Origin of the sequence: Crocosphaera chwakensis CCY0110 (assembly GCF_000169335.1) — a bacterium.
Lineage (GTDB): Bacteria > Cyanobacteriota > Cyanobacteriia > Cyanobacteriales > Microcystaceae > Crocosphaera > Crocosphaera chwakensis.
The window spans coordinates 1-19,868 of record NZ_AAXW01000037.1 but is presented as its reverse complement, the minus strand read 5'-3'; the positions used below and the strand labels follow the sequence as shown (position 1 = coordinate 19,868).

General features: G+C 36.9%; 18 protein-coding genes. 12 read left to right on the top strand and 6 right to left on the bottom strand.

Features of this window, described 5'->3' with window-relative positions:
• Positions 1–65 precede the first annotated feature (65 nt).
• Positions 66–2,603, bottom strand: coding sequence for a glucosylglycerol hydrolase (gene gghA, locus CY0110_RS18905; RefSeq protein ID WP_008277127.1), 2,538 nt, complete (start codon positions 2,601–2,603; stop codon positions 66–68).
• A 326-nt stretch (positions 2,604–2,929) separates the two neighbouring features.
• On the opposite strand from gghA, the gene CY0110_RS18900 reads away from it, so the two are divergent.
• The 5 genes from CY0110_RS18900 to CY0110_RS18875 all read left to right on the top strand — a co-directional run bounded on the left by CY0110_RS18900 (position 2,930) and on the right by CY0110_RS18875 (position 8,652).
• Positions 2,930–4,078, top strand: a complete 1,149-nt coding sequence (locus CY0110_RS18900; protein ID WP_008277126.1) for a glycosyltransferase — start codon at positions 2,930–2,932, stop codon at positions 4,076–4,078.
• A gap of 101 nt (positions 4,079–4,179) precedes the next feature.
• On the top strand, positions 4,180–4,914 hold the full coding sequence (locus CY0110_RS18895) for a sugar transferase (RefSeq protein WP_008277125.1): 735 nt from the start codon (positions 4,180–4,182) through the stop codon (positions 4,912–4,914).
• 421 nt (positions 4,915–5,335) lie between these two features.
• Entirely contained in the window at positions 5,336–6,424 is a 1,089-nt protein-coding gene (gene gmd, locus CY0110_RS18885; protein ID WP_008277123.1) for a GDP-mannose 4,6-dehydratase, read from the top strand.
• 105 nt (positions 6,425–6,529) lie between these two features.
• A complete protein-coding gene (locus CY0110_RS18880; RefSeq protein ID WP_008277122.1) occupies positions 6,530–7,468 on the top strand; it encodes a GDP-L-fucose synthase family protein in 939 nt (312 codons plus the stop codon).
• A gap of 503 nt (positions 7,469–7,971) precedes the next feature.
• Complete coding sequence (locus tag CY0110_RS18875) at positions 7,972–8,652, top strand: hypothetical protein (protein ID WP_008277121.1); 681 nt, start codon at positions 7,972–7,974, stop codon at positions 8,650–8,652.
• 44 nt (positions 8,653–8,696) lie between these two features.
• On the opposite strand, the gene CY0110_RS18870 is transcribed toward CY0110_RS18875, so the two are convergent.
• Together CY0110_RS18870 and CY0110_RS18865 are read right to left on the bottom strand one after the other, a co-directional pair.
• The gene (locus CY0110_RS18870; RefSeq protein WP_008277120.1) at positions 8,697–9,179 is read right to left on the bottom strand and encodes a GNAT family N-acetyltransferase; all 483 of its coding nucleotides are present in this window, start codon (positions 9,177–9,179) and stop codon (positions 8,697–8,699) included.
• Positions 9,176–9,403, bottom strand: coding sequence for a hypothetical protein (locus CY0110_RS18865; RefSeq protein WP_008277119.1), 228 nt, complete (start codon positions 9,401–9,403; stop codon positions 9,176–9,178). The genes CY0110_RS18870 and CY0110_RS18865 overlap by 4 nt, the downstream gene beginning before the upstream one ends.
• 728 nt (positions 9,404–10,131) lie before the next feature.
• On the opposite strand from CY0110_RS18865, the gene CY0110_RS18860 reads away from it, so the two are divergent.
• Positions 10,132–11,241 (top strand): RNA polymerase sigma factor, RpoD/SigA family, encoded by a 1,110-nt coding sequence (locus tag CY0110_RS18860; protein ID WP_008277118.1) that lies wholly within the window; start codon positions 10,132–10,134, stop codon positions 11,239–11,241.
• A gap of 193 nt (positions 11,242–11,434) precedes the next feature.
• On the opposite strand, the gene CY0110_RS18855 is transcribed toward CY0110_RS18860, so the two are convergent.
• Complete coding sequence (locus CY0110_RS18855; RefSeq protein ID WP_008277117.1) at positions 11,435–11,647, bottom strand: high light inducible protein; 213 nt, start codon at positions 11,645–11,647, stop codon at positions 11,435–11,437.
• A gap of 246 nt (positions 11,648–11,893) precedes the next feature.
• On the opposite strand from CY0110_RS18855, the gene CY0110_RS18850 reads away from it, so the two are divergent.
• The gene (locus tag CY0110_RS18850) at positions 11,894–13,222 is read left to right on the top strand and encodes a nickel/cobalt transporter (protein WP_008277116.1); all 1,329 of its coding nucleotides are present in this window, start codon (positions 11,894–11,896) and stop codon (positions 13,220–13,222) included.
• 33 nt (positions 13,223–13,255) lie between these two features.
• Here the strand turns inward: CY0110_RS18850 and CY0110_RS18845 are convergent, their stop codons facing one another.
• Entirely contained in the window at positions 13,256–13,804 is a 549-nt protein-coding gene (locus tag CY0110_RS18845) for a Uma2 family endonuclease (protein WP_035800017.1), read from the bottom strand.
• Positions 13,805–14,098: 294 nt separating this feature from the next.
• On the opposite strand from CY0110_RS18845, the gene CY0110_RS18840 reads away from it, so the two are divergent.
• The 5 genes from CY0110_RS18840 (at position 14,099) to CY0110_RS18820 (ending at position 19,455) form a co-directional block, all read left to right on the top strand.
• On the top strand, positions 14,099–15,937 hold the full coding sequence (locus tag CY0110_RS18840) for an NAD(P)H-quinone oxidoreductase subunit F (protein WP_008277114.1): 1,839 nt from the start codon (positions 14,099–14,101) through the stop codon (positions 15,935–15,937).
• A gap of 40 nt (positions 15,938–15,977) precedes the next feature.
• Positions 15,978–17,474: an NADH-quinone oxidoreductase subunit M gene (locus CY0110_RS18835; protein ID WP_008277113.1), complete on the top strand. Its 1,497-nt coding sequence runs from the start codon at positions 15,978–15,980 to the stop codon at positions 17,472–17,474.
• 26 nt (positions 17,475–17,500) lie between these two features.
• Positions 17,501–18,802, top strand: coding sequence for a CO2 hydration protein (locus CY0110_RS18830; protein ID WP_008277112.1), 1,302 nt, complete (start codon positions 17,501–17,503; stop codon positions 18,800–18,802).
• A 154-nt stretch (positions 18,803–18,956) separates the two neighbouring features.
• Entirely contained in the window at positions 18,957–19,241 is a 285-nt protein-coding gene (locus tag CY0110_RS18825) for a BrnT family toxin (RefSeq protein WP_008277111.1), read from the top strand.
• A gap of 4 nt (positions 19,242–19,245) precedes the next feature.
• Entirely contained in the window at positions 19,246–19,455 is a 210-nt protein-coding gene (locus CY0110_RS18820) for a hypothetical protein (protein ID WP_008277110.1), read from the top strand.
• A 284-nt stretch (positions 19,456–19,739) separates the two neighbouring features.
• Here CY0110_RS18820 and CY0110_RS18815 read toward each other — a convergent pair.
• A partial coding sequence (locus CY0110_RS18815; RefSeq protein WP_008277109.1) for a PEP-CTERM sorting domain-containing protein occupies positions 19,740–19,868 on the bottom strand: 129 nt, incomplete at its 5' end.

Genomic DNA, 19,868 nt, shown 5'->3' with positions numbered 1-19,868 from the left:
ACCTAAGTTCAGTTATAAACACAGTGACCGATTATCAGTTATCGGTCACTAATAACTGCTTTCAACTAGAGCATCTTTTTCTCCAACAACACAGCCTGACTATCGTGTAATTCAAACGCCTTTAAATCATCAATTTTGAGACCTGGAGAAGCGATCGCAATTTGCCATTGATCGAGATCAAGGTCTAACCATTCCCCGATTTTAACGGTCATGGGTTCCCCTCTCATGTGAGTGATCATAGCAACGCCATAGGGTTCAGTTTCGCTATCTTCTTCAACCGTGGTATAACGGACTCCATAAAATAGGGTTTTTTCCGGGTCTTGAATTTGGTTAAAGCGATCGCTTTCTTTTAAATTACGTTGTAACCAAGGATTAGCTTGACGAAAACGCCTCAATGCTAAATTATAGGCTACCTGGTCAGCGTTAAGGGTTTCTTGGTGTAACCAGACATTGCTGAGTTCGTGAGCATCTTCCATAAAAGCTTTAGCAAATTCTTTTAATTTAGCGACAGATAATTCAGTGAGGACTTGAGATTTATCTGGACCATTGAGCTTTTGTAATTCTGCTGCGGATTTTCGGACTTTTGCCTCATTTTTTGCCTCTTCTGACTCCCCATCATGACCTAAATGACGTTGACAAATATGAGCAACTTCATCTAAATCATAGTTACTTTCAGCCAGCGCATCCACTAACGCAGTGACAAACTGCCTTAACTCCCCAAGTTTAGTAAATCCCATGGCCTTGATTCTGGGAAAAACATCAGGATAGTTATAAGTTTCAGGGATGATTTGCCAATCGAGAAATCCTCCTGCTTCTTCAGATACCACTTTCACTCCATAACGATCATCTGTATTACGTAAAAATCCCCAAGGGGCCCGCATGGTACAGTTAATAAAGTCCATCGGAAGGCCAGGGCTAAATCCGTAGGTTAATAAACCGATAGAGGGGTTATCGTAGGCGTTATTTAAGACTTCTGGTAAGGTTTTTCCTAAGTTCCAGTTAATATCTAGGTTGGGATCAACTTGGGTTCCACGGCGAAGGGTATCATGATTTCCACAACCCGTAATCCAATTTTCTCCTAACTGCATCACTTCGCAAACCCGTCGCCATTTTCTTTCCCAAAAGCTTTTGAGACAGGGAGTATTGTGAGCAAAAATCAAAGGACCCCACTGAAAGGCTCTGGGATTAAAATCAATAATATTGCGATAGGTTGACATCTCTTCCCATCCTTCTGTCGGCCAGGGACGGCCATCTTCAAAAATAGCAAAAAGATGACGTTTACTTAGGCCAATTTCTTGAATGATATTGCCCATTTCTTGTAGGTATTGATCATCATATTCCACCTCTCCAGAAATAGGGTTAAAAAATTTAAAATCTTGGGCTCCATCAACTCGGATTCCATCGACCCCGGTGTTATTTTTTCGTCGCTGCATTTCTAATAATATAGCTCGAACTACAGGGTTTTGATGGTTAACATCTTGACCATACATATTTGGCCCTTTCATAAACCGACCATTGAGTAGGTCTAACCCTTGGTTATCAGCATGACCATAGACCAGATCATAAATAACTTTAATCGGTCCTGTGGGAAAATTATGAAGGGTTTCGATAAATTCTATAACCTCGTCTGGTCGGAGGGTTCTTAATACCGACGGATTGGTAGCTGAACTGCCAAAAATGACGATATCATAACCCCAATTTTGGGTATCAGGTTTTTTGAGGGTAATTTTAATATTACCAGGTTCGTGTTCAATTCCTTCAGATTCAGCATCCATTTCATCTAAATCTTTATCATCGATCATAAAAAATCCATGACCTAATTCGTGTTTTCCTCTATATTCTACTGTCGGTTCAACAGGTAATAATTGTACGGCATCATAACCAATATAATTTTGTTCTGCAGGAGTCAATTTTTCTTTTTGAACCAGTTTTTTACCGATACGCTGATACAGTTCTGTTAGTCCGGCTAAGCTTCCATCCGGGGAAGCGGTATTAACATGAAGTTGTAAGATATTATGGGGAGGATGAACATAGACAATTTCATCGGAGTTTTCTTCTGATTTATCTCTTAAAAAATAAGCCATATCTTGACGATTTGCTTGTAAAGAATGAAGATTATACACTTCAGCAGGAGCATAAACTCCGTAAGGAAGAGAATAAGCTAAACAATCACCAATGGCTTTAACTTCATTGGTTTCCCAATCCAGGTATCGTAACCAATAAAATGAACCGAAACTTTCCTTTGTTCCTGCTTTTAAACCAGCAATAACACCCCAAAAATATTCTCCTCTTTTCTCCAATTGTACATAATCTCTACGAAAAACCACTCTTTGAGTTGGCAAGGTAGGATCAATATCTTTTTTAGGGGTAAAAACTTCTAAGTAAATATTTTTAGGTTGTATGATATCTGATTCTAATTCTGGTGTCCAAAAACCAATTTCTGTTAACCCATCTTCAGGACGATAATGGGCTCCTAAACGAGTGGCTACCTTTTGAGCTTTCTCAAAAACAGTGTGATCAGAGTGTTCTATCTGTTCCACCCATTCAATTAATTTATGGGTTTCCTCTTCTAGCAGTTGTATTTTAAGTTTCGTTGTCACCATTTGTGTATATAATCAGTTTTTTCTATTTCCGATAAATTATAAACTCTATCTCTCTAGGATGGAAGGGACACCTTGAAGATAAAGGATCAAGGTAAGGATAGATTTAACCAGTAATACCACTTATCAGATATGAATTTTAATAATGAATAATTAATGATTATTCGTTATTAATTAAGGAATTTTTTTTACTAATCTATTAGAAACTCACGGAGAATCGTGATAAAACTAATAAGGTGAAACAAATAATCAAATAGATGGTTGTGTATGATAGCAATTTTTAAAAGAGTTAGAACAGTAAAAATTCAACGGCAGATAATTCTAGGTCAATGAACAATGCTATAAAATACGCCCTAGTCCATGAATGGTTGACCCCCAAAGCCACAGGAGGCTCAGAATTAGTCGTTGAAGAGATTCTAAAGCATATTAAAGCCGATGTTTATGCTCTAATTGATTTCGAGTCGACTAACCCTGACAGTTATCTCTATGGCCGTAGGATTGGTCATACCTTCTTACAAAATTTTCCCTTAGCTCGCAATGGTGTACAAAAATATTTACCTTTTCTCCCCTTAGCTATCGAACAGTTGGATTTACGAGATTATGACGTTATTCTCTCGTCTTCCCATGCGGTGGCTAAAGGGGTGTTAACCAGTCCTCAACAAGTTCATATTTGTTATTGTCATACCCCCATGCGTTACGCTTGGGATTTAACCTTTGACTATCTTAATCATTCCTCAGTCGGTCAAGGAATTCCTGGAATTCTAACCCGTTACTTGTTGCATCGTCTCAGACAATGGGATGTGATTTCGGCCAATCGCGTTGACTACTTTATCGCCAACTCCCATCATACCGCTCGTCGCATTTGGCGTTGTTATCGACGAGAGGCTAAAGTTATCTATCCCCCTGTAAATCTAGATAGATTTTCCTTTAACTCCCAGAAACAAGACTTTTACCTCACCGTTTCGAGATTGGTCAGTTATAAAAAAATTGCCTTAATTGTGCGAGCTTTTAATCAATTAGGTTATCCTTTAATTATTATTGGTGATGGGCCTGATCTGCCGAAAATTCGTCAAATGGCACAATCAAATATCAAAGTCCTAGGAGCGCAAAAAAATAAAGTGGTAGAGCAATACATGACTCAAGCCAAAGCATTTGTCTATGCTGCCTGTGAAGACTTTGGTATCGCCTTGGTAGAAGCCCAAGCCTGTGGAACCCCAATCATTGCTTACGGAGGTGGTGGTGCGTTAGAAACGGTAATAGATATTCGTCAAAATATAGATAAAGGGACGGGAATGTTCTTTTTCCCTCAAACCCACGAAGCTCTGGTAGAAACTGTTGAAACTTTCTGTCAGTTTCAGCATCAGATTAATCCAGAGAGTTGCCGTCACCAAGCGGCAAAGTTTACTCCAAAAGTCTTTGAAACGTCTTATTTGACGTTCTTAGAACAGTGTTATCAAGACTTTACTCAAAAAGCGTGATAACCAATTTTCGATTACTGTGATCTCAAATTGCTATGATTTGTTTCATTGGCCTGAGAAGATCACAATTAGTGTGGTGTGATGTGATGTGAAGGAGTAAGATGACTGCTAATAGCCAATTTATTGCTGTCAAAGCAATACAAGCTTTGACGAGAAGAGGTTTACCAGCCTCAGTGTCCCAAAGAATTTATCAAAAACCTCGTTCTCGAGGGATACTCAACGATCAAGTTGTTAAGAGAACTTTTGATATCGTCTTTTCCCTATCTGTGCTGATTATTTTTTCCCCTCTTTATCTATTGTTGGGATTATTAATCGCTATGAGTTCCCCTGGTCCAATTTTTTATTGCCAAGAGAGAGCGGGAAAAAATTTCAAAAAGTTTAAATGTATTAAATTCCGAACCATGGTGCAGAACGCAGATCAAGTTCTAGAAACAATGATGGCCAACTGCCCAGAAATGCGGGCTGAGTTTGAAGATAATTTCAAACTCAGAGAAGATCCACGCATTACTTGGATTGGTAAATTCCTTCGTTTGACCAGTTTAGACGAATTTCCGCAATTTTGGAATGTTCTCAAAGGGGATATGAGTGTGGTGGGTCCTAGACCCCTAGTTCCTGAAGAATTGTGTAAATACGGTAGTAAAATTGAAAAAGTTTTGACCATTCGCCCCGGAATTACAGGATTATGGCAAGTGTCAGGACGAAATGATATTCCCTATCCCCAACGAGTTCAAATTGATGTTTACTACGTCAATTACCGTAATTGGTTAATGGACATCTGGATCATTTTCAAAACCATCGGAGTGATCCTCTTCCCCAAAAATAATGGTGCTTATTAAGCATTACATTAAAATAAGTTTATAGCCTCACTTACAAGCTTTCTCTACTACAGGGAAAGCTTTACTTTTTTGGTGAGTGGGAAGGGTAATACCAGATTCGGTTTAGATAACCCGCTTATCTAACAAGTGTGGTTTGGCAAGAAAAAGATTTAGTATAACAACATTTTTTAATTCGATAGAGAAATTGAATCGCAGTGAAACAAGGAGACAAGGAAGACTTTGATGGAAAAAATCTCCAGTGTCTTCCTCCTCTTCCAAGTCTTCCCTCTCTCCTGAAACTAGAAATATTCGCTACTCAACTGGGAAACGCCATGAGAAGGGTGGGCAGAGCTTGTCATTGTGAAGTAAAGTATGTTATTAAGACTCAAGCTGATCACAAAACTTAATTTAAGTTTCCCTCATATTTTAGGATAACTAAGCGATGACTCAAACAAAACGCGCTCTAATCACTGGAATTACTGGACAAGACGGTTCTTATCTCAGTGAGTTGTTATTAGAAAAAGGTTATGAAGTTCATGGTATTATCCGTCGAACCTCAACATTCAATACCGATCGCATTGATCATATGTATGTTGATCCTCACCAAACCGAGGCTAAGTTATTTCTACACTACGGAGACTTAACCGATGGTACAACCCTTAGACGGATTTTAGAAGAAGTCAAACCCTTTGAAATTTATAATTTAGGCGCGCAATCCCATGTTAGGGTCAGTTTTGATTCTCCAGAATACACAGTGGATTCTGTGGGAATGGGAACCCTACGCCTATTAGAAGCTATCCGAGACTATCAACAACGCACAGGGATTGAGGTCCGTTTCTATCAAGCCGGATCATCAGAAATGTTCGGTAAAGTTCAAGATATCCCCCAAAAAGAAACCACTCCCTTTTACCCCCGTAGTCCCTACGCTTGTGCCAAAGTTTACGCCCACTGGCAAACCCTAAATTATCGGGAATCTTACGATTTATTTGCATGTAACGGTATTTTGTTTAACCACGAATCTCCCCGTCGTGGAGAAACTTTTGTCACTCGGAAAATTACCAGAGCGATCTCTCGCATCGTTGCAGGAACTCAGAAAAAATTATATTTAGGGAACCTAGACTCAAAACGGGACTGGGGCTATGCTAAAGACTATGTTAGAGCCATGTGGTTGATGCTACAACAAGAGAAACCTGATGATTATGTCGTAGCCACTGGAGAAACTCATTCGGTTAAAGAATTTCTGCAAATCGCTTTCAAATACGTCAACTTGAATTGGGAAGATTATGTAGACTTCGATAAGCGTTATTTACGACCAGCAGAAGTGGATTTACTAATTGGTGACCCTACAAAAGCCAAAACTCAATTAGGTTGGGAACCCTCTGTTACTTTTGAGCAGTTAGTACATTTGATGGTAGAAGCAGACTTGGCTGCTTTGGGTCTCTCTTCTCCTAATGAAACATCTAATGACAAAGTGTTACTCTTCAAGGATAATGCTTATGTGCGCCAACCGATGAGTGTCATGGTGGACTAATGTCGGCAATCAGTTGTTTAATAATTAGGGGTTAAGTACAGACTCAACAACTAATTATAGGCAACTGTTCACCGCCTTCAGGGATCAAGGGAGTAAATAAACACAATGCTAGATTTAACTAATAAAAAAATTTTGGTAACCGGTGGGGCTGGTTTTCTTGGTAAGCAAGTGGTTAATGAGTTGGTGTCTGCCGGCGCACAACCCGAAAAAATTACCATTCCTCGATCTCGTGACTGCGATTTACGAAAACTCGATCACTGCCAACGGGCAGTTGAACAACAAGATATTGTTATCCATTTGGCTGCTCATGTGGGAGGAATTGGCTTAAACCAGGAAAAACCAGCCGAATTGTTTTATGATAACTTAATGATGGGCGCACAGTTAATTCATGCTGCCTATGAAGCAGGGGTTGAAAAGTTTTCTTGTGTGGGAACCATTTGCGCCTATCCTAAGTTTACTCCTGTCCCTTTCAAAGAAGATGATCTCTGGAATGGTTATCCTGAAGAAACGAATGCACCGTATGGTATCGCTAAAAAGGCGTTATTAGTTCAATTAGAATCCTATCGTCAACAATATGGGTTTAACGGCGTTTATTTACTGCCGGTTAATTTATACGGGCCAGAAGATAATTTTAATCCTCAAAGTTCCCATGTCATTCCTGCTTTAATTCGTAAGGTTTATGAAGCACAAAAAGAAGAAAAAAAAGAGCTTTTTGTCTGGGGGGATGGTTCTCCAACGAGAGAGTTTTTATACTCTACCGATGCAGCAAGAGGCATTGTTATGGCTACTCAATTATACAATGATCCAGAGCCTGTAAATTTGGGAACAAATCAAGAAGTTTCGATTAAATATTTAGCTGAATTAATTTGTGAGTTAATGGAGTTTGAAGGAGAAATTGTTTGGCAAACCGATAAACCGAATGGCCAACCCCGTCGCTGTTTAGATACACGACGGGCTAAGGAAAAGTTTGGTTTTGTGGCTGAGATGGACTTTAAACAAGGATTAAAAAATACCATTGATTGGTATCGGAATCATGCAGAATAAAGTTTAACTCTATACAAAAACAAAAGTTAATACAATATTCGAGCGTTGGTGAATGCGTAATTTCAAAATTCGATAGCTGAAGTTTTTATTTGATAAAGATTTCAGTACCTTTTTCTATTTCGTTATTCTGAGATATATTAATAGTTTTTTGACTTAATCAAATATTGCAATACTATTTAATCATAACCAAAATTTTATATATGTCGGTGATTCAAAATACAGTGGTTGTCTAAAAGATAGTTCATTAATAGGAAAGGGTAGATACTTCTACTCCTGTTATACACACATAAGGAGAAAAAGGTTAGCTAAGTCTAATTCTTTTTTCTCTTTTTTTATGATAATAAATTCAAATCATAATCACCTTGTGATTTGAATTACAGTTAATTTAAAAATTTATTAATCTTTAATCATACAAGTCGTTATTGTGTTTGTAAATTTGTTATAAATGAAATCATATTGTAAAATTAAGTTAAGAATATTAACTTAGTTTTTTATTATATGCTATGGGACAAACATCTTTAAATCTAGTAGCGATCGCAGTTTTTGCTATGACTTTATCGGCGTTACTGAGTCCAGTGTTGAATATATCACCATTTATTCCTGCTGGAACCACCTTTATTATATTGGGACTTGCGACGGTTGATAGTTTCAGTTGGGGAGGAAAGGGATTAACTGTGTTTTTAGACCTATTTACTTCCTCTGAGAAGCGTCGACGTATCATTCATCATGAAGCAGGACATTTATTGGCAGCTTATTGTTTAGGAATTCCTGTTACTGGTTATACGTTAACCGCTTGGGAAACTTTAAAGCAAGGAGAACAAGCTGGTATCGGAGGGGTACAATTTGATTTTAGCCTTTTATCGGATGAGGAAAAAGTTAGTAAAAATCCTTTAATTCTTGAGCGAACCTTTACAGTTTTAATGGCTGGTATTGCTGCAGAAAATATGATTTATAGTCAAGCTGAAGGTGGACAAGAAGATAAAGAAAATTTACGAGAAATTATGAAAATTTTAGAAATTCCTTCCCATCTTTATCCTCAAAAAGAAAGTTGGGCATTATTACAAGCAAAAAATTTACTCCTTCGCCATGAAACTACTTATCAAGAATTAGTAAAAATAATGGAAAAACGCGCATCAGTCGAAGAATGTCAAAAGTTAATTCAACGTACTCTAATCAAGAATTAATCCTTTTTTTATTGAGTTTTTTTACAAAAAAATAAAATAACTTTTTAGAGATATTTAATATACACTCGATCACATCGAGGGGTTTCTACGCCACTACTCTGTTGATAATTATACGTCTCATAAAGCTTGATCGCTTCTGTGAGACAAGTAGCAGTTTCTATCCATATCTGTTGATATCCTTGATTAAGTATTTCCTGTTCTAAATTTTGTAATAAATACGTTCCTAACCCTTGTCCTCTCACTGATGGGATGAGATACATTTTCCGAATTTCTACGGCACGAACTCCTCGATTAATGGGATAATAACCAGCAGTCCCTACTATTTTATGATTTAATTCGACAACCCAAAATTGACCCCCTACATTTTGATAATATTGTTCAATTTTTACTACATCGAGATCAGCACCGTCGGGTTCAAAAGAGAGTCCATATTCATCTAAAACTAAAGCGATTAATTGACTGACATTTTCGCGATCGCACACTTGCCAATTTCTAATTAAAAAATTTTTATAAGTTCTCATTTTCATGATTTTTTTTTGTTTTTAACTTCTCCGATTAGCCGAACTGTTGCTAATGCTTTGACTGTAACTTTATACTTAACAAAATAACTGGAAAGAATGCCACTACAAATAATCATAATCAAGGTAACTCCCCACCCAATTGTCCAAAGACTAATGCTAAGCAAAAATTCTTCATGGGTTGCAGTACGAATAAACTGGGGGTTGATGTCAGTTGTCTTAAACGGTGACATTACTTTAAACCGATGAATAAGATTATATTTCTCATCGTAGGGGATTTTTAGTATTGAGCAATTAGAATTTAGAGTTTACCTAACGTCTCAAAGCAGTCTATTGATACAAACGATGAGGAATCCCTTCACAAATTTTTGTAAAATACGTTACAGTATAACCAGATAGAACCATCGTTTTTTTTTATTTTCTTTATTAATTTATCTGATAATTATTACTTAACAAAACTTTATCTCAAAAAGGATGAAAAATCCCCACCACATCAGATAAGTTAGTGAGTATCAAGAGAAAAAATCTAATTCCTAGTGTGAAGGAGACAGTCAAATGTTAAAAACATTCTATAGTTTAATCGCAAAAACTACTCTTTCCATTTTCAAAATTGTCTTTTTGTAATTAGATAGACAAAACATCTAAATAATTCTGGTAGCCTGATAAGCAGCCAGTCTTCTCAAACCCTTATGAGTTGATGGACGAGGCAACAGTCACTCTAATTAAATAGCAAGATTGAGTTTTGTCCTTTATTGATCTTTTTTCCGTTATTTGGTTATTGATTGGTATCCCCTAAGAAGGTTGAAAAATTATTAAGAGAATCTTAAAGATTTTCTAATTCAACTGACACCAAATCATCCATAATTCCTGATATAGCTGACCTCGTCTCCTCTCCAATTGTTCCCAAACTTGTTAAACCTGTTTTACTCCTCGGAATTATTAGCTTATGAATACGACACAAATGATGCAAACGCAATCAAACAATCAATTCAATCCCTCTCAAATCGAAGCAGGGGAACTCGAACAAACGGAAAATGAATTACAGTCTGTCGAAGTAGAAATTTCCTCTTTATCTGATGAGTTAGGTAATCAATATCCAGAGGGATATCGTAAAACAGTATCTGATGATACAGTTGGAGCATTTTTCAAAGAAATGTCTCGCTATCCGCTATTAAATGCCCAAGAAGAGGTGGAATTAGCCAATCATGTTCAATTTTTAGTTCAAGCAGAAGAAACCAGACAACAATTACGGGAAGAGTTACAACGTCCCCCAACTAAAGCAGAATGGGGTCAGGCCATGGGTTTTGAGACCCAAAAGCAATTTGAACATCGTTTGCATCGGGGACGAACGGCTAAACGGAAAATGATTCGTTCTAATTTGCGCTTGGTGGTATCGATCGCCAAACGTTATCTTAATCGCGGTGTTCCTTTCCTGGATTTAATTCAAGAAGGTGCGATCGGTTTAAATCGTGCGGCCGAAAAATTTGATCCCAACAAAGGATACAAATTTTCTACTTATGCTTATTGGTGGATTCGTCAAGCAATTACTCGAACTATTGCTAATGATGCGAGAACCATTCGTTTACCAATTCATGTTGTTGAAAAATTAAACAAACTTAAAAAAGCCCAACGGGTTCTAAAACAAAAGTTACAGCGTAATCCCAACGAAAAGGAATTAGCTGATGAGTTAGAAGTCAGTCCTTCTCAACTGCGTCAATTATTGCAACTCCGTCGACAATCTTTATCTTTAAATCATCGGGTTGGAAAAGGTGAAGACACCGAGTTAGTCGATTTACTCGAAGACCAAGAGTTACAACTTCCAGAAGAACTGATGAATGAAGGAATGTTGCGTTATGAAGTCTCAGCCGTTCTCAGCGATGTCTTAACCCAAAGAGAAAAGGATGTTATTTCTTTACGCTATGGGTTATGTACGGCTCAACCTCATACTTTAGAGGAAGTGGGAGGCATTTTTAACCTTTCCCGTGAAAGAGTGCGTCAAATTCAAAGTAAAGCGATGCGTAAGTTACGTCGACCTCAAGTGGCCCGTCGTCTGAAAGGATGGCTTCATTGAAAACACTAAATAGGTATGAGGTGGGACTTGAAGACTCACCAATCATACCTATTCTTATTGCAACTTTATGATGTTATCTTGTTCTTTTTCTTACCTAATTTTTGATGAATAACATAATATGGCTAGTGATTAATTATTTCTCACCAGCCATAGAATTATCTGTAATTTATTTTATTTTAGGGAGTTCGTATAATTAGAGATTGGTTAGCCAGGTTACTAAACCTTGTCCCGTTAAGCCTTCAAATGCTAATAACGAGATAAAACCAATCATAGCAAAACGACCATTGAGTTTTTCTGCATATTTATTAAATCCAAATTGTTTCTTTTGGTCAACATACATTTTAGGCTCGATAGCATAGTTATTTAAACGGCCTTGTTCTTCGGTTACATAACTGCGAGATGTCATAAATTTATTTTTTATTGAATGCCTACGTTAATAAATGTAACAGAATGTAACGAAGTGTTGCAAGGTCTTGACTTTTAAAAAAAGTAGTGTATTCCCAACCTACAATAATCAATCAACACTCAAAAGCAAGAAGATTACGAGGTTTCGCAGTTTTTTAAATAAATATGATAATGTAGGGCTAACCGCACAAACTTCTTTATTTTGTGAATTAACAGAGGTTTGTGAAAGTAATTATGGGTTAAAGCAATGGTAAAAACAGGCAAAAAAATGCTCATTCTTGCTGTATTAACTTGTTTAATATCACTAGGATTGTCAATACTCAGAATACAGCCACTTCATGGTCATGGTACCGATTTAGCCGTTGCTCACATTAACGTTGATCCTTTAATTACTCGCATTACATTGGCTGTACCCACTAATTTAATAGATTTTGCCGATAAAAATCATGATTATCAATTATCTGCTTCAGAAATTACTGATAATCAACAACAACTACAGAATTTTTTCACCAGTCATCTTCGTTTAAAGGATAGTCACGGACATTCAGCCACACTAACAGTAGAAGCCACGAATCAACAATTACTTCCAGGCAATTTTCCAGGTCAAAATACCCATAGCACCATTGGACTAATTTACACTTGGTTGCATCCAGTAGATAAAATAAAAATAGATTATGAATTATTAGATAATTCCCCTAATTCTCGCTGTCTAACTACTATTTTTCGCAACGGTCAAAAGGTCAATTATCTGTTTACCCCCTATCAACCTACCCTAGAAATAGACCTACTTAACACACCAGCTTACTTAGGAACGGGTTCTCTGGTGGCATTGTTTGGGGCTTTTGTTTGGGGTGCTGCTCATGCGTTATCCCCTGGACACGGAAAAACTTTGGTCGGAGCTTATTTAGTGGGAACGAAGGCTAAAGCAAAACACGCTCTATTTTTAGCCTTAACCACAACTGTCACTCATACTATAGGGGTGTTAATGTTAGGGTTTCTTATCTTGGTAGCTTCCCAGTATTTTTTACCGACGTTGTTTCTGCCTTGGTTGAGTTTGCTCTCAGGGTTAATGGTGGTTGCTTTGGGTTTTCAGCTATTAAAAAAGCGTCTGTTGCTTTATCCAACAACAAGTTTTCACACCCATGACCATTCCCATCATACTCACAATCATGATCATGTTCATCATACTCATGATCATTCCCATCATACTCATAGTCATCTCCCAGTAGATGGTGACACAGACTCTATCAGTTGGGGGAGTTTGTTGACTTTAGGTATTGCAGGAGGCTTAGTTCCTTGTCCCTCAGCCCTGGTTTTACTGTTTAGTACGGTTGCGTTAGGTCAAATTGGTTGGGGAATTTTGTTAGTTTTAATTTTCTGTTTGGGGTTAGCAGGAACCTTAACTGCTTTAGGGTTGCTACTAATCAATACTAAATCCCTATTTGAGCGTCTTCCTCATCAGATTAAAATGACAAAAATTTTATCAGTTGTCAGTGCTATGATTGTTTTTATCGTTGGTTGGGTGTTAACCTATCAAGCAGGAATGGATTTATTATTGCCCAGTGTAAGACTCTAGTTTAAGACTATTTTTCTAGAACCATAAACACAATTAACCGAAAATATCACTAATAGTTAAATTAATATCAGGAAAAGCTAAGGGAGAAATAGACTGAACATTTTTCTGTTTTTCGAGATAAGTTTTATCTTGAGTCTGTCGATACACTTCTAAAGTTTTATTGTTTAAATTAACTATCCAAACTTCATTAATATTACTTTCAGCATAAAGAGGTAACTTTATTTCTTGATCATACTTGATGGTACTATCAGCAACTTCAATGACGAGATAAATATCATCAGTTTCAGGAATTTTACTTTCATAAAAATCAGAACGCGGTTTTAAAAGAACAATATCAGGTTGAGGTTCCGAATAGTTATTTAATCTGATAGAATTTTGTACACTAATAATAGCTTTGTTTCCAAGTAATGGAGGAAATAAATTTGTTAAGCGGTTAACAGCAGCAGCGTGTTTTCTCCCAATAGCTGACATTGCAATAATTTCTCCTCTGATTAATTCCACCCTATCTTCTGGGGTTAAAATACCTGTTTCTGCCATTTTATAGTATTCATTAACATTAAATTTTCGAGTGATTACTTGCATAAACTCAACTTCCGTTTTTGTTAAATAATAAATGAAGTTAATTAAATTATTTATTAGTTTAACATTATGATGATAAGGAAATACTCCTAATCTTATTAAAAGCATTGTGTCAATATTTTCATTCTATTTTCTTCTCTAACTATCCTACTGAACAAAAGCAGTGTAAGATAAACCATTAACTTGCTTATCTCAACTATAAGACAGTTTTATAGGGCTAGTCATAGACTTAGTTCTATGAATCTGTTTTAATATAGGTAAGTAAATGTATGTAAAACTTATCATCGAAAAATACAAATGATTGAAGCCTTAAGTCAAACGATTTGGCTAGTTCCTTTGTACGCATTAATGGGAGCCATACTTGCAATACCTTGGTCCCCTGGAATTATTCGGGAAACAGGGCCCAGGCCATCAGGTTATGTTAATATCTTGATGACTTTCATCGCTTTGATTCACAGTTTGATTGTTTTAGTAGAAACTTGGGGGAAACCAGCAAGTTATTTATCTTTTTCTTGGCTTCATGCTGCTGATTTAAACATTAGTTTTGAGATTGAAATCTCTACCATTACCATTTCTGCATTAGTCTTAATTACTGCACTTAATCTATTAGCACAAATTTATGCCATTGGTTACATGGAAATGGACTGGGGATGGGCAAGATTTTACTCTTTGATTGCTCTTTTTGAAGCAGGAATGACAACGCTTGTTTTGTGTAACTCCCTATTTTTTAGTTATGTTGTCCTCGAAATTCTCACATTAGGGACTTACTTACTGATTGGTTTATGGTTCAATCAATCCTTAGTAGTAACTGGGGCTAGAGACGCTTTTTTAACTAAACGGGTAGGAGACTTAATTCTACTCATGGGAGTGGTTGCTTTGTTACCTTTAGCTGGAACTTGGAATTATAATGAGTTGGCTGTATGGGCGCAAACTACAACTATTAGCTCAACAACAGCCACATTACTTTGTTTAGCCCTTATTGCTGGCCCTTTGGGTAAATGCGCTCAATTTCCCTTACATTTATGGCTCGATGAAGCGATGGAAGGCCCGATGCCAGCGACTATTTTACGGAATACTATTGTGGTATCCACTGGTGCATGGGTATTAGTTAAGTTACAGCCTGTGTTAGCTTTGTCTGATGTAGCGTCTAATTTCATGATTGTGGTGGGTTCTCTTACCGCTATTGGTGCTAGTTTAATCGCCATGGCCCAAATTGATGTTAAACGATCGCTCTCTTATTCGGTGAGTGCATATATGGGTTTGGTCTTCATTGCCGTAGGAACCCAACAGGATGCAGTGGCGTTAAAATTGTTGTTTACCTATGCGATCGCCATGTCATTATTGGTGATGAGTGTGGGAGGTGTGGTATTAAACACCATTACCCAAGATTTAACCCAATACGGCGGTTTATGGTCTCGTCGTCCCCTTTCTGGTATATGTTTCCTAGTTGGTACAGCCTCTATGGTTGCTTTTCCACCGTTGGGTTGTTTTTGGACATTAACAGAGATGGCCGATAACCTTTGGTTGAGTTATCCTCAGTTAGTGCTGGTAATGTTGGTGGTCAATGGGTTAACGGCATTTAGTCTTACCCGTGAGTTTAGCCTGATTTTTGGTGGCAAAATCAAACAAATGACCGTGCGATCGCCAGAAGGGTTATGGGCGTTAGTTTTACCCATGATGTTTACGATGGGGTTTGCGTTGCACGTTCCCATTTTATTGCAACAATGGGGGTTGTTACCGATATGGCAAGCGTTAAATGTGACAGTAGCTGGATCATTAACCCTTACCAGTTTAATCGGTGTCGGAACTGCAGCTTATCTTTATCTCAATGATGATATTCCTAAACCTATTCAGTTACCTTCAAAAGCCTTACAAGACTTTTTTGCTTACGATCTTTATACGGAAAAATTTTATCGTAATACCATTGTTTTTGTGGTGGGTTTAGTTTCTCAAGTTATCTCTTGGTTTGATCGCTATTTAGTGGATGGAGTGATTAACTTAGTTGGATTAGCGACCATCTTTGGTGGAGAAACTTTAAAATACAATGCTTCTGGTCAAACTCAATTTTATTTTTTGTCAATTGTTTTAGGAGTTATCCTTTTTGTTGGCGTACTTTTTTCCAATTTCATTTTTTAATTATCTGAAAGTTACCTTATCATTGAATTAGGAGAAAACAATGCTAAGTTTTTTACTTTGCTTTCCCGTATTAGGAGCAATTCTTATCGGGTTAATACCAAGTAAATTAGACTCATCTCGCTTGCGCCAAATTACTGCAATTTTAGCTTTTATTATCTTCGGCGCGACGATTTGGTTATTAACGCAATTTAATTTGAGTGATCCAGGGTGGCAATTTTCTGAATATTTACCCTGGGCTGATTTTATTGGCTTAAGCTATAGTTTGGCGGTTGATGGCTTATCTTTACCTCTAATTGCCTTAAATAGTCTTTTGACAATTATTGCAATTTATAGTATAGGCGAAAATGTAGAACGACCTCGTTTATACTATGCCCTAACCCTATTAATTAACGCAGGAATTACAGGGGCGTTAGCATCACAAAACCTCTTATTATTCGTCATTTTTTACGAACTTGAATTAATCCCTTTCTATTTAATGATTGCTATTTGGGGAGGGGAAAAAAGAGGTTATGCGTCCACTAAATTTTTACTCTATACTGCCGTTTCTGGGCTGTTAGTTTTAGCAGCATTTTTAGGCATCGGTTTTCTCAATGGTGCCAGCAGTTTTGACTACGACATTATCACCACAGAAGGGTTAGCCTTAAACACCAAACTAATATTATTAACCGTATTATTAATTGGTTTTGGTATCAAAATTCCCTTAGTTCCTTTGCATACATGGCTTCCTGATGCTTACACAGAAGCATCTCCAGCAGTTACCATTCTATTAGGAGGAATTTTAGCAAAATTAGGAACCTATGGCTTAATTCGCTTTGGTTTACAGTTATTTCCCGATGCTTGGGCTATTGTTTCCCCAGGATTAGCTATTATTGGAACTGTGAGTGTGTTGTATGGAGCCTTAAGTGCGATCGCTCAAAAGGATATTAAACGCATGGTTGCCTACAGTTCCATTGGTCACATGGGTTATATTTTAGTTGCAGCAGCAGCCGGGACTCGATTAAGTACCCTTGGTGCAGTTGCCCAAATGATTAGTCATGGCTTAATTTTAGCCCTGTTATTCCATTTAGTGGGCATTGTAGAGCGCAAAGTAGGAACCCGTGACTTAGACGTACTCAACGGGTTAATGAACCCTATACGCGGTTTACCTCTCACCAGTGCTTTGTTAATCACTGCAGGAATGGCCAGTGCTGGAATTCCTGGTTTAGTGGGCTTTGCTGCTGAATTTATCGTATTTCAGGGCAGTTTTTCCACATTTCCTATTCCTACTTTACTCTGTATCGTCGCCTCTGGTTTAACTGCCGTTTACTTTGTGATTTTGTTAAATCGGACTTGTTTCGGCAAATTAGATAACGAAAAGAGTTACTATCCCCCCGTTTTACCCACTGAGACTATTCCTGCTCTCGTTCTCACCCTAATTATCCTAGTTCTCGGTGTACAACCCAACTGGTTACTAAAATGGATTGAACCGACAACAGATTTATTTGTCGTTAGAGTTCATCCCATAGAACAAGTTGCAGTGAACAATAAACTGAACTAACAACTGATAAAAACTTAAGATATATTATGACACAAGCAACCGTTAATACTACCGCAAAAATTCCCCCATCAACCCATCCCTTTGCTGATGTGATTCATCGCTTAGAAGCTGGGGGTTCAATGTTACCCGATACCCCAGAAAACCTAATGCAAATTATCGGCATTTATAAAGCTTATGCTGTGCCGATGGACTTTTATTGGCGTGATTTATTGTATATAGCTGAAAGAGTTTTTTTAGAACCCCTTCCTTTCTTTAAATATTTCCTACCCCAAGAATATTTAGACTTACACAATCATTATGCTGGTGACGATGCTGACTTAAGAGTTTGGCGAGGAATAGCAAGCGCACATCCTGAACTTTTAGAGTTTATGGAGAAGGGAAAAACTGGAAAAATGCCTAAGCTATTTCATCATCTTAACCACGATCGCATTAATATGGAATTTGCAGAAGCTTGTATGCGAGCCATGTATTGGCATGGTCGAGATATGGGGTTAGGTAAGTTTGATGCTTACTTAGATACTGATGAATATAAAGCTAATGCAGACAAAGCGATTAAAGCTTATTTCAAGAACAATCCTGCTATGTTAGGGTTATATAAACTATTTCCTGAGATGTTTATAGAACAAGTTAGACAGTTATCTTATTATTCTAACTTGGGACTGTTTTGGGAAGTGATGGCTCCTGTCTTTTTTGAGATGTCTGATATTTATGATGAGGGAGGATTTAAAGGGGTTCCTGATGCCATGAATTTTTTAATTAATGGTATTTTTGCTATTGCTGGCCGTCCGATTTATCATCATGTTTATATCGGGGATGAATGTTACGAAATCATTCCTAAATCTAAGGGGTTTATGTGGCTGTATGAAGCAGCTTTACCCTACGTTGAAGCGGTATTTTATCGTACTGCACCCTTTAGGGGAACTAAGTCTTATAACGCCCAAGCAAAACAAGTTCCAGACGATCAAAAAGACTTTCACTATGGCATTTTATACGCCGATGTTTTCCCTGTAGGAACGGCTGGTATTCCTCCCACATTATTAATGGATGATATGTATCACTTTTTACCTGATTATCTACAAGAATACTATCAAAAACATTGTCGTGGAGAAAAGGATGTATTGATTCAATTAGGGATTACATTTCAGCGTTCAATGTACAATGTTACCTCTGCGGTAATTCAAGCATTAAGAACTGCTTTACTCTATCCTTTAGATGATGAAAACCCGAAACATTTACTTAAAAATCGTCAATTTTTTGAATCACAAATGGATAGATTTTTACGTCCAGAAGCCCGTTTAAGAGATATCCAAAGCCCAGATTATCGTTAGAAAAATTATAGATGATTACAAAGAGTTGATAGAAATTAGATTAATTTCAATTGTAGCCATGAGTTTATTATTTTTTCTTTATTTGATAACATGGTTATAAATTGTAGGGTGGGCAATTCCCACCTTACAAAACAAGAAGACAAACGGAATAAGAATGAATCGCTTAAGATTTGAGTGGGATAATGAAAAGAACAAGCTAAAACAGAAAAAACATGGCATTTCTTTTGATGAAGCTAAATCTGTTTTCTATGATGATCAAGCCATACAGTTTTGGGATGATAATCATTCTAATCTAGAAGAACGATTCTTATTATTGGGTAGAAGTTCTAAAATGCGAATTTTACTTATCGTCCATTGTTATCGAGAACAAGAGTCAGTCATTAGAATTATTTCTGCTAGAAAAGCAACTAAAAATGAAAGTAAACAATATAGAGGATAAATTTATGGAACCTGAATATGATCTTTCTAAAATGAAAAATCGCCCTAATCCTTTTGCAAAACAATTAAAACAGCAAGTTACATTACCTTTAGGATTAGATGTTATTGAATATTTTGAAGAAAAAGCTAACGAAAAAGGTATTTCATATGAAGAGTTAATCAGTTTATACCTTCAAGATTGTGTAATTACTAAAAGAGAATTATCTTTTGAGTAAATCCTGATTGAGTTACATAATATTTAAAGTGTACCTCATCAGAGTCAGCAAGGTTATATTATTCACGACCCTAATTAATTGATAATAATACTTCTTCTTTCATAATTAATCTAAAAAGGGTAACTTTAGCTTAAATTCTTTTTTGAGTGATTTGTAGGGGTTTAACAGTGTTAAACCCTAATACTAATATTCTCATAAATTAAACCTGATTGCTATAGAATGCCAAAAAATCCCCCTTAACTCGCCTAAAATCAAGGAGGGATTAAATTATAATCAAAAGCAATTTAGCCTACTTTTGTTGTTTCTTTTTCGATAGAATTAGAGGGTTTTAGTTTGCGTTTTAGAGTTGCACCTGCACCAAGAATTCCAAGGGAAAGAAGACTTAGAGTTGAGGTAGGTTCAGGAATAGGTTC

What these genes read in the sequence shown, in the direction of transcription:
- CY0110_RS18865 (WP_008277119.1), bottom strand. Translation starts at nt 9,403, where the DNA reads ATGTCACCGTTTAAGACAACTGACATCAACCCCCAGTTTATTCGTACT.
- CY0110_RS18855 (WP_008277117.1), bottom strand. Translation starts at nt 11,647, where the DNA reads ATGACATCTCGCAGTTATGTAACCGAAGAACAAGGCCGTTTAAATAAC.
- CY0110_RS18840 (WP_008277114.1), top strand. Translation starts at nt 14,099, where the DNA reads ATGATTGAAGCCTTAAGTCAAACGATTTGGCTAGTTCCTTTGTACGCA.
- CY0110_RS18875 (WP_008277121.1), top strand. Translation starts at nt 7,972, where the DNA reads ATGGGACAAACATCTTTAAATCTAGTAGCGATCGCAGTTTTTGCTATG.
- CY0110_RS18845 (WP_035800017.1), bottom strand. Translation starts at nt 13,804, where the DNA reads ATGCAAGTAATCACTCGAAAATTTAATGTTAATGAATACTATAAAATG.
- gmd (WP_008277123.1), top strand. Translation starts at nt 5,336, where the DNA reads ATGACTCAAACAAAACGCGCTCTAATCACTGGAATTACTGGACAAGAC.
- CY0110_RS18850 (WP_008277116.1), top strand. Translation starts at nt 11,894, where the DNA reads ATGGTAAAAACAGGCAAAAAAATGCTCATTCTTGCTGTATTAACTTGT.
- CY0110_RS18880 (WP_008277122.1), top strand. Translation starts at nt 6,530, where the DNA reads ATGCTAGATTTAACTAATAAAAAAATTTTGGTAACCGGTGGGGCTGGT.
- CY0110_RS18835 (WP_008277113.1), top strand. Translation starts at nt 15,978, where the DNA reads ATGCTAAGTTTTTTACTTTGCTTTCCCGTATTAGGAGCAATTCTTATC.
- CY0110_RS18860 (WP_008277118.1), top strand. Translation starts at nt 10,132, where the DNA reads ATGATGCAAACGCAATCAAACAATCAATTCAATCCCTCTCAAATCGAA.
- CY0110_RS18895 (WP_008277125.1), top strand. Translation starts at nt 4,180, where the DNA reads ATGACTGCTAATAGCCAATTTATTGCTGTCAAAGCAATACAAGCTTTG.
- CY0110_RS18820 (WP_008277110.1), top strand. Translation starts at nt 19,246, where the DNA reads ATGGAACCTGAATATGATCTTTCTAAAATGAAAAATCGCCCTAATCCT.
- CY0110_RS18870 (WP_008277120.1), bottom strand. Translation starts at nt 9,179, where the DNA reads ATGAAAATGAGAACTTATAAAAATTTTTTAATTAGAAATTGGCAAGTG.
- CY0110_RS18830 (WP_008277112.1), top strand. Translation starts at nt 17,501, where the DNA reads ATGACACAAGCAACCGTTAATACTACCGCAAAAATTCCCCCATCAACC.
- CY0110_RS18900 (WP_008277126.1), top strand. Translation starts at nt 2,930, where the DNA reads ATGAACAATGCTATAAAATACGCCCTAGTCCATGAATGGTTGACCCCC.
- CY0110_RS18825 (WP_008277111.1), top strand. Translation starts at nt 18,957, where the DNA reads ATGAATCGCTTAAGATTTGAGTGGGATAATGAAAAGAACAAGCTAAAA.
- gghA (WP_008277127.1), bottom strand. Translation starts at nt 2,603, where the DNA reads ATGGTGACAACGAAACTTAAAATACAACTGCTAGAAGAGGAAACCCAT.